Origin of the sequence: Arthrobacter glacialis (assembly GCF_002909445.1) — a bacterium.
Lineage (GTDB): Bacteria > Actinomycetota > Actinomycetes > Actinomycetales > Micrococcaceae > Specibacter > Specibacter glacialis.
Genome location: NZ_PPXC01000007.1, coordinates 226716 through 233726, shown reverse-complemented (window position 1 = coordinate 233726; position 7011 = coordinate 226716). Strand labels below are relative to the sequence as shown.

The window sequence follows — 7011 nt, the reverse complement described above, 5'->3', positions numbered from 1 at the left end:
CAAGCTCACCAACCCCGCGTCCAGCCGCCGGGAACACCTCATCCTCAGATACCTCAAACGCCACCCACGCTGACAGCGTCGCCGGCTACTCCGGCCTTGGCCCATAAAGACATTTCGTTGTCCAGCCCTTGCCTTGATCTCGGCCGCAGCGGGGACTTGCTGGTGGACGCCGGGGCCCGGGCGCCCGGCAGCAGATCAGCCGCACGCTGGCGACCCTGAGCCCAGGGGTGCGCCCCTGAGGCGAAATTGGGGGGTTTACCCCATAGCCCGGCGCCCCGTGTCCACGTAGCGTTGGTGCCATGAGTAACCACAGCACCAAAGCCCCAGCACCTGTTTTGGCTGATGGACCGGAACAGCGCCAGACAGCTGGTGGCCGTTGTGGGTGATCTCAACACAATCTTTGGGGCCCTGACAGATCTCCTGCTGGGAGCGGCAGGTCAGCCATGGATCTATCTGGTGGTTGTTCTTGGCTGCATCATTGACGGCTTTTTCCCGCCCTTTCCCAGCGAGGCCATTGTGGTGGGCCTTGCATCCTTGATGCTCGCCCCGGGGGGACCGGAGCCGTGGTTGTTGCTGCCGGCGGCGGCACTGGGGGCATTTATTGGGGACAACGTTGCCTACGGGATCGGCCGGCGAGTGGGCACCACACGATTCAAGTGGATGAGGGCCCCCATCATGGTGCGCTCCTTTGACCGAGTGGGCCAAAAGCTCGAGCAGCGGGCCGTGTCCTTCATCCTCGTGGCCCGGTTCCTCCCCGTTGTCCGGGTTGCTGTGAATCTCACGGCCGGCGCAACGGGCTACTCACGCAAATGCTTCATGGCCATGACGGCATTCTCAGCCACCCTGTGGGCGGGCTACTCACTGGGCATCGGTGTCCTGGCCGGGACATGGTTCCAGGACAGTCCCATGCTGGGGCTCGTGGTGGCCATCGTCATCGCTGCGCTGCTCGGTCTCATCGCGGACTGGGTGGCCGGACTCTTCCGCCGCAAGGCAAAGCTGGGCACTCCCGCGAACGCCGTTGTGGCGGCCGAGTCGGGCCAGGACCAGCTCGTCAGCCGCTAAATCCTCGCTGAGCGGGCAGTAGTTGTTGATGTTTTCGTGAAACATCAACAACTACTGCCCGTTCGACATGCGCAGTCAGCCTAGGGCCGCAGTTCCTGCGCAATGGCCAGCAGTTCCTGGGCCGAGGCATCCCAGCTGAAGGTTGCCGCCTGTGCCACGGACGCCGCGGAACTGGCCGACCAATCGGGCTGGGAGTCCAGGGCCCGCACGGCCGCGGCAAAGCCTGACGGCGAATCGGCCGGCACGTAGTGCGCGGCGGTGCCGCCCACTTCCCGGAAAATCTCGGTGTCGGCAACAATTACTGGGGTACCCAGCGCCATGGCCTCAACCAACGGCAATCCGTAGCCCTCGGCCCTGCTCAGGGTGACCAGCGCCGTGGTGCGCAGGAGCAGCTCGTCATATTCGGCGTCGCTGACGCCATTGTGAAACACCACCTTCGCCCCTGATGGAACCAGGGCCGTCAGCTCGGCCCGGCGTTCGGCGGTGATGCGGCTGAGTAGGTTCAGCGTAAAGTCGGGCAGCTCCGCCATGCCGCGAATCAACGTCTCCACGTTCTTGTACGGCATGAACGAGCCCATGTACGCGAGCGACTTCTCCGGGGGCACAGCCGGATCCCGGGGCGTTCTCTCACCCTGTGGCGCATTGCCAATGATCCGCACGGGACGCTTGGTGAGGCGGTGCTTGCGCATCAGCCCCAGGGTTGTCTGGCTGATGGTGGCCACCACGTTGGCGCGGTTGAGCAGCACCCGCTGGGGCCAGTACGCCTTGTGGTAGAGGCGCCACAGCACCCGCACAGGTGCCGGGAGGAAGCCCGGAGGGGCGGGGTGCTCGTAGTAGATGAGGTCGTGCAGGGTCAGCACCAGCGGGTATTTGCGTCCCCAGCTGCCCATGGTTTGCATGGGGCAAAACACCAGATCTGCACGCAGTTTGTTCACATGCCTGGACACCAAGAGTTCCAACGGTGACAGCGGGGAGTTGATCTTCACCCATGGCAGATCAGGCAAAAGAGCCAGCTGGCGTTCGTCGTGAATCAGCATGGTCACCTCGGCATAAGGTGCGACGGCGGCCATGAGGCTTGCGCCGTAGCGGCTGATGCCGTCGTGGTGGTCCATGCGGGTGAAACGGGCATCCATGACGATGTGCGGTTTGCTTGATGAGACGGGCGTGCTCACGGGGCGGGGTGCCTTTCCAGGAAGTCTGTAATGGCAGCGGCTGCCGGTTCGGGTGTTTCGTAGTGGATCAGGTGGCCCACATTCTCAATGACCACCAGTTCACCCTGCGGCAGCAATTCGGCGAGCTTGTGCTGGTGGGGGAGCGTGGCAATTTCATCCTGTGCACCGGCAATCAACAAGGTGGGCAGCTGCAGTTGGGCGGCCACTTCACGCACTGTCCCGCTGACGGAGGCCCGGAAGGATTCAAGCAGCATGTCCCGGTCGGCGAAGCCGCTGAAATAGGCGTGATGCTGGCCATGAATGAACGCCAGCAGTTCCGGCTCCCGGGTCTTGGCCATGGTCACACTCATGATGTGGACCACCAGTTTGCTGCGCAACACGGCGTTGCCCAAGGGCGCTGGGAGTTTGGCCGAGGCCCAGTAGTAGAACACTGCCAGCTTGGTCATGATGCCCTTGGGCCCCTCCAAGGCGGGGGAAGCAATGGGGTTGACCAGGATCAGCGGGTAGACCCGGCCGGGATGCTTGGCCACGAAGTGGCTGACCACAATGGACCCGAAGGAGTGGCCCAGCAACACGGTGTCGGGACCCAAATTCAGGGCCGTCAGGAACTGGTCAAGAAAATCACCATAGCCGGCAATGTCATGCGACCGGTCGGCCGCCCCGCCAGAAGCAAAAGCGGGGGACGCGCCAAATCCTGGCAAGTCGGCCATGATGATGCGGTAGTCCGGGAGCAGCTCAACCACACGCTCCAGTCCATGGTGGTCGCCGCGGAAACCATGCACCATGACAATGGTGCGGGCGTCGGTTCCGGGGCCGGTGGCGGCGTACTCCCAATAGTGCACAGGGGTTCCTGCCAGCTCAAGAATATGGGCACTTTCCCGATCGGCCAGGTCCACGGCGATACGTGAGGTCAACGGCGTCGTACTTCTTTTCACAGCCATTCCTAATTCATCAGCTTGGGGTCGGACCCGGAACGCTGGCCACTCTCCAGTGCGGCGATGCGGGCCATGTCAGACTCGCTCAAGGCGAAGTCAAAGACATGCAGGTTCTGCTGGATTCGCGCGGCGGTGCTGGCCTTGGGAATCACCAGATGCCCCGACTGCACATGCCAGCGCAGCACAATTTGGGCCGTGGTGCGGCCATGCGCAGCGGCAAGCTCGGCCAGTACGGGATCAGTCAAAATGCTGCCGCGGGCCAAGGGGCTCCACGCCTGGGTGGCGATGCCAAGCGAGGCATGCAGGGCGCGCAGTTCGGTTTGTGGCAGCCACGGGTGGAGCTCCACCTGGTTCACGGCGGGCACCACATCGCAGGCATCCAGCAGCTGCGCCAAGTGCTCCGCCTCGAAGTTGCTCACACCAATGGCCCGCACACGGCCCTGCTGATACAGCGTCTCAAGGGCTTTGTAGGTGGGGATGAACAGCTCACGCTCGGGGCACGGCCAGTGGATCAGGAACATGTCAAGGTAGTCCAGGCCAAGGCGGGCCATACTGGCGTCAAAGGCGGCCAGGGTGGAATCGTAGCCGTGCTCGGTGTTCCACACCTTGGAGGTCACAAAGAGCTGCTCGCGGGGTGTTCCGGCGGCAACGGCACCGGTGATTGCTGCACCAACACCCTCCTCATTGGCGTAGAGCGCCGCTGTGTCCACGGTCCGGTAGCCGGAATCCAGTGCCGTAGAGACAAGGTCTGCGCAATCCTCGGCCGGAACCTTGTATACGCCGAAGCCGAGAACGTCGATGCTGACACCATTATTAAGCGTGTATTTGGGGGAGCGATGCATAGTTATGACTTTACCCATTCCGGGCGCGTGCCCTGGCATTGCCGCGCGGCTCAGAGGCCGTCCAAACCATGCAGGAAGCCAAAGATGGGGTCTGAGGACGGGCTGCTCTGCTCCACCAACTCGCGCGCTGTTGTCTCATCCAGAATCAAGTCGGTGACCAGCCCGGCGGCGAGTGCGCCGCGCAGTCCGGTGATCTTCTTGGGGCCTGAGACAACGCATATTCGACGCCGGACCTTGCGCAGGTTGTCCAGGCTGGGTCCGCTGGAACGGTCGTTGAGAATGATGCCGGCGTCGCTGCCATCGGAGCGGAAGAACACAGTGGCCACATCCCCGGCCACCCCGCTGGCATCCAGTGCGTCCAAGTCGGTGGTGTCCAGGTAGCCGCCGGAATAGACGTGGCTGGGAATTTCGGCATCCATGGAGCCCACACCAAAGATGGCGATGGTCATGCGTTCCTGGAGGTCCAGGATGCGCCGGACACTGCGCTCCTGCCACATCATCTTCTTGGTTTCGGCATGGTCAAAGAACGCGGGGACGGGGAACTGCTCCACCTTTGCGCCGTAGGCCGTGCCAAAGCGGCGGATGATCTCCGAGGCGTAGGTGATGCCCGAGGTTTGGGTGTTGCCAGCCCCGTTGAGCTGGACAATGGTGGTTCCGTGGGTGGTTTTGCGGGTCAGGTGGCGACTGACGGTGCTCACGGTGGATCCCCAAGCCACACCGATGACGGCGTTGGACCCCACCAGGGGGCCAATGGTGCGGGCCGCCTGCATGCTGACACGTTCCAGCACCTCCACTTCGCTGAGCATGTCCGATACCGGCACCACGTGAACCTCCACCTTGTGCCGGTTGCGGATGACGCGTTCCAACTCTGGAGCCCGGTCCGAAGGGGTCTTGATTTGGATCTGGACCAAACCGCTTTCCCGGGCTAAAGATAGGAGCCTGGAGACAGTGGATCGGGAGGTCCGCAATTCGCGTGCAATGGCGTCCATTGTCTGGTCCTGCAAGTAGTACATTTGTGCAGCCCGGAGCGCATCTTGCTGTCTCGTTCGCTTGGAAGCCATGGGATATCAGCCCTTTCTGCACATTTGTGCATCCCTGTTGACTATATTTTCCATCTGTTCAAACAATAATGGGAATAGGCGCGCAAGGCGCAAACCAACAGGACTCGAATGAGGTCGATGTGAGAATCCTAGGCAACGCTGGCAAGAACCATGATTCACAGGAGGTGCACCCGGCGGTGCGCGCCCAGGTGGAGGCTTTGAAAGAGCGTCCACGCGCCAGCGTGTTGATCATTGGCGGCGGCATCAACGGTGTTGGCACCTTCCGCGATCTTGCCCTGCAGGGTGTTGACGTGGCGTTGGTGGAACGCGGCGACTACTGCCAAGGTGCCTCCGGCGCCTCCTCCCACATGATCCATGGTGGCATCCGCTACCTGGAAAATGGTGAGTTCCGCCTGGTCAAGGAATCAGTCATGGAGCGCAACGGCCTGCTGAAGATCGCGCCCCATTACGTCAAGCCGCTGCAGACAACCATCCCCATCTTCAGCACCTTCTCCGGCATCCTCAGTGCCCCCATGCGTTTTTTGACCCACAAGCAGGGCAAACCCCAGGAGCGCGGTGCCTTCCTGATCAAGGTTGGCCTGTCACTGTACGATGCGTTCTCCCGCGACGGTGGCACGGTTCCCCGCCACGATTTCAAGGGCCGCAAGAAGGCCCTGACGGAGCTTCCCCAGCTGCACCCGGGCATCAAGTACGCAGCCACGTACTATGACGCGTCCGTGCACAACCCCGAGCGTCTTACCCTCGATGTCCTCCAGGACGGGGAAAAGGCAGGCCTGAGCACGGCCGGAAATTCCAAGGCCCGCGCCACCAATTACTTGGCAGTCACGGGAGTCAAGGACGACGGCGTCGAACTCACCGACCAGCTCACCGGCGAATCCTTCACCTTCAGCGCCGACGTCATCGTCAACACCACAGGTGCGTGGGTGGACATGACCAACGCGGACATGGGTGCGGCCACCCGCTTCATGGGCGGCACCAAGGGTTCACACATTGTGCTGGACCACCCCGGACTGTTGGCAGCCTGCAACGGCCGCGAAATTTTCTTCGAACACACAGATGGCCGCATCGTGTTGATCTACCCCATGGGTGACAGGGTCCTGGTGGGCACCACGGATGTCAACGCGGACATGAACGCGGATGCTGTCTGCACGGAAGAGGAGATCGACTACTTCTTCGATTTGGTGGGCCATGTGTTCCCCAATGTTCTGGTCACCCGCGAAGACATTGTCTACAGCTTTGCCGGCGTGCGGCCCCTGCCCCGCCATGACGAGACAGCCCCGGGCTTCGTATCCCGCGACTACCGCATTGAACGCGCAGACCGCACCATCGCCGGCTCAGCCGTTCCGGTGCTCAGCCTGGTGGGCGGCAAGTGGACAACGTTCCGTGCCCTGTCCGAGCACATGACCAACGACGTCCTGGCCATTCTGGGCAAGAGCCGCAAGGTCAGCACAGCGAAGCTGCCTATTGGCGGCGGTGCCAACTTCCCTGCCACCGACGCAGCCATTGAGGCCTGGATTGCCGCTCACACCAGCGAGTCGGTTGACGCCGCACGGGCCGGGGTGCTGCTGACACGCTACGGCACACGCGCCCAGGATGTTCTGACATACCTCAACGCAGGCGTTGATACTGTCTTTGATTCCACCCGCGAATTGAGCAGCCGTGAGGTTGCCTTCATGGTGGAGAACGAACAGATCGGCCACCTCATTGACGTCATGATCCGCCGGACGTCGCTGGCCTTCCGCGGCCTGGTCACCAGCGAACTGCTCGCTGAGACAGCGCAGGCACTGGCGGCTCCGCTGGGATGGGACAGCGCCAAGGAGGCGGAAGAGATCAGCCACAGCATCGAGGTTCTGGACCGTTTCCACGGCGTCCAAGTGCAAAGCTTGATTGCCTAAGCCCCCGGGGGCGAAGGGGGCTCAAGAGGGTCACACACAGGTGT

General features: G+C 62.4%; 6 protein-coding genes. 2 read left to right on the top strand and 4 right to left on the bottom strand.

Annotated features, from left to right (window positions below):
• Nucleotides 1-342 precede the first annotated feature (342 nt).
• Nucleotides 343-1062 (top strand): DedA family protein, encoded by a 720-nt coding sequence (locus CVS27_RS11290; RefSeq protein WP_103465832.1) that lies wholly within the window; start codon nt 343-345, stop codon nt 1060-1062.
• Nucleotides 1063-1142: 80 nt separating this feature from the next.
• Here CVS27_RS11290 and CVS27_RS11285 read toward each other — a convergent pair whose 3' ends face one another.
• Genes CVS27_RS11285 through CVS27_RS11270 form a run of 4 tightly spaced genes read right to left on the bottom strand, consistent with a single transcriptional unit; the run spans nt 1143 to nt 5000 of the window.
• Nucleotides 1143-2195 carry a glycosyltransferase gene (locus tag CVS27_RS11285; protein ID WP_103465858.1) on the bottom strand — a complete coding sequence of 351 codons (1053 nt, stop codon included), beginning with the start codon at nt 2193-2195 and terminating at the stop codon, nt 1143-1145.
• A 35-nt stretch (nt 2196-2230) separates the two neighbouring features.
• Nucleotides 2231-3175 carry an alpha/beta fold hydrolase gene (locus CVS27_RS11280; protein ID WP_103465831.1) on the bottom strand — a complete coding sequence of 315 codons (945 nt, stop codon included), beginning with the start codon at nt 3173-3175 and terminating at the stop codon, nt 2231-2233.
• Between the two features lie 2 nt (nt 3176-3177).
• Complete coding sequence (locus tag CVS27_RS11275; protein WP_103465830.1) at nt 3178-4011, bottom strand: aldo/keto reductase; 834 nt, start codon at nt 4009-4011, stop codon at nt 3178-3180.
• A gap of 50 nt (nt 4012-4061) precedes the next feature.
• Nucleotides 4062-5000, bottom strand: coding sequence for a sugar-binding transcriptional regulator (locus CVS27_RS11270; protein WP_370739504.1), 939 nt, complete (start codon nt 4998-5000; stop codon nt 4062-4064).
• A gap of 191 nt (nt 5001-5191) precedes the next feature.
• On the opposite strand from CVS27_RS11270, the gene CVS27_RS11265 reads away from it, so the two are divergent.
• Nucleotides 5192-6967, top strand: coding sequence for a glycerol-3-phosphate dehydrogenase/oxidase (locus CVS27_RS11265; protein WP_370739503.1), 1776 nt, complete (start codon nt 5192-5194; stop codon nt 6965-6967).
• The last annotated feature ends 44 nt before the right edge of the window (nt 6968-7011 follow it).

Excerpts from the sequence above, each read along its gene's own strand:
- CVS27_RS11280 (WP_103465831.1), bottom strand. The coding sequence starts at position 3,175 with ATGGCTGTGAAAAGAAGTACGACGCCGTTGACCTCACGTATCGCCGTG.
- CVS27_RS11285 (WP_103465858.1), bottom strand. The coding sequence starts at position 2,195 with ATGGATGCCCGTTTCACCCGCATGGACCACCACGACGGCATCAGCCGC.
- CVS27_RS11270 (WP_370739504.1), bottom strand. The coding sequence starts at position 5,000 with ATGGACGCCATTGCACGCGAATTGCGGACCTCCCGATCCACTGTCTCC.
- CVS27_RS11275 (WP_103465830.1), bottom strand. The coding sequence starts at position 4,011 with ATGCATCGCTCCCCCAAATACACGCTTAATAATGGTGTCAGCATCGAC.
- CVS27_RS11290 (WP_103465832.1), top strand. The coding sequence starts at position 343 with ATGGACCGGAACAGCGCCAGACAGCTGGTGGCCGTTGTGGGTGATCTC.